We start from the raw sequence: 1,613 nt of genomic DNA, 5'->3' as shown, positions 1-1,613 counted from the left end.
AGTATCTTCAGTCGGGGAACGGTAGAAATCACGGGGAACGGGCGAACGACTTGCAAGCAGACGAGAAAACGGACCACCCGTTCTCCCGTGCATTTCATGGTTCCCCGTCGTTTTGAATCGCGAACAGGTATCCACAAACGGTTGAATGGACATTGTAGCCGTTCACGCATTCAGAGTCCACGAATTTGGAATCGCGCAATCGTCCGTTGACGAACACCCAAGTTCTGTCAAACGTTCGCGTACAGGTTTCAGCACGCTCCGCGAGATTGTATTCGTCAGCATATGACTCGATGATGAGACTCGGCCAGTGCGCCCACCAGACGATTGCGAGGTAGTCACCGTGGATTGGCGTGTCGCCATCGAGGGGAACTGTGCGTTCGACGAACCGTGGTTCGTCGACTAGATAGAGATGGCTATTGACTTCGTCTGCGCTAGAGATGATTCGACAGAAATCGTCAGCTGACCACTGTTCGCCAACGGGAAGTGTCGCGTTGATCTGTTCGGCGGCACGTAGTAGTGTCAGCATCAAACTTGTGTCGGGGAACGTTACCGATCAGCCGGCGGCGACGGTTGATCATCCACTTCAACACGCCCGACTTCGCCGCTCGGTTGCATCGGATGGTTCCCCGTCGGTTCCCAGATCAGGCAGCCCGACGCGAGCATCCGAGCGTTAGCATCGGCAGCGATTGCGCGGACATCACCGCCAAATCGGTCAGAAATCTCACAACGCACTGCATGGATTCCGTCAACGATGGGGTCAGTCTTCGGTTTCTGGATCATCGCTAATCAGTTCCTCCGGAGTGCAAATGATGGGAATGGGAACGCCAAGGTCGATCAATACCTGATGGACACGCGGAAGTATCCTGGCGTTCGCGATATGCTTGCAATTCCACGTCAGGAGGTATTGTATCCGGTGATGTGCGACGGAGGCGATGTGAAGTGCATCGACGGCAGCTTTTGGCGGCAAGATTGCACGTGCCATGATCTCATCGGCAATTCGGTCAATTTCGGGATGCCCAGGTAGTCGAGGGATGCCAGCCAACACGCTCAATCGGTCCGCAGCAAGCGTAGGATCGCCAGCGGAAGCCTCGTCAATCACATATTGCGAAACGACGAGAGCGTAGTTCTTGCGTTCCGTGTCCCACCACTGGTGGGTCAACAATTGATGTGCGGCGGTGACAACCTCTTTCGCGGGTTGTTGCCGCAAATAGCTGATGACGGAAGTCTCAATGTAGACGGTATCCATACCGCCATTGTAGCGTTTTTGAGTGGCGGTCGCGATTGATCGCCCTCAGTCGGGGAACGATTGGGATTAACGAGTCGGCGGCGAACGACATGGACCACAGTTCCAAACCTGATTCCGCCGATCCGTTACATCCCGTGGTTACGAGCTCTCTTTTCAATTTGGTTTGAAGCTCGCGGGCAATTTGTGTCAGCGTAGCCGGCTGGAATCGCGATCGCAACTTCGGGCGTTGGGTGCGGCCGGGACGGGTATTGGATCGGGCACTGAGCGGGTGTTGGTTGAATCGTTGATAGAAGCGTGGGGATCGCCGGCGACAAGGCCATCCGAGGAGTGTCATCGCGCCGTCGACGGCGATCCCGTCGCTTCGCAT

At 55.7% G+C, this 1,613-nt stretch carries 3 protein-coding genes; all 3 read right to left on the bottom strand.

Annotated elements, in window-relative coordinates; translation table 11 throughout:
- Positions 1-94 precede the first annotated feature (94 nt).
- Genes NHH03_RS27715 through NHH03_RS27705 form a run of 3 tightly spaced genes read right to left on the bottom strand, consistent with a single transcriptional unit; the run spans position 95 to position 1,246 of the window.
- Positions 95-526, bottom strand: coding sequence for a hypothetical protein (locus tag NHH03_RS27715; protein WP_253161611.1), 432 nt, complete (start codon positions 524-526; stop codon positions 95-97).
- A 20-nt stretch (positions 527-546) separates the two neighbouring features.
- Positions 547-780, bottom strand: coding sequence for a hypothetical protein (locus NHH03_RS27710; RefSeq protein ID WP_253161610.1), 234 nt, complete (start codon positions 778-780; stop codon positions 547-549).
- A complete protein-coding gene (locus NHH03_RS27705) occupies positions 758-1,246 on the bottom strand; it encodes a type II toxin-antitoxin system VapC family toxin (RefSeq protein ID WP_253161609.1) in 489 nt (162 codons plus the stop codon). Before NHH03_RS27705 ends, NHH03_RS27710 begins: the two co-directional genes overlap by 23 nt.
- Positions 1,247-1,613 lie beyond the last annotated feature (367 nt).

This window comes from Stieleria tagensis (assembly GCF_024129865.1).
GTDB lineage: Bacteria > Planctomycetota > Planctomycetia > Pirellulales > Pirellulaceae > Stieleria > Stieleria tagensis.
This window is presented reverse-complemented; position numbering and strand designations above follow the sequence as displayed.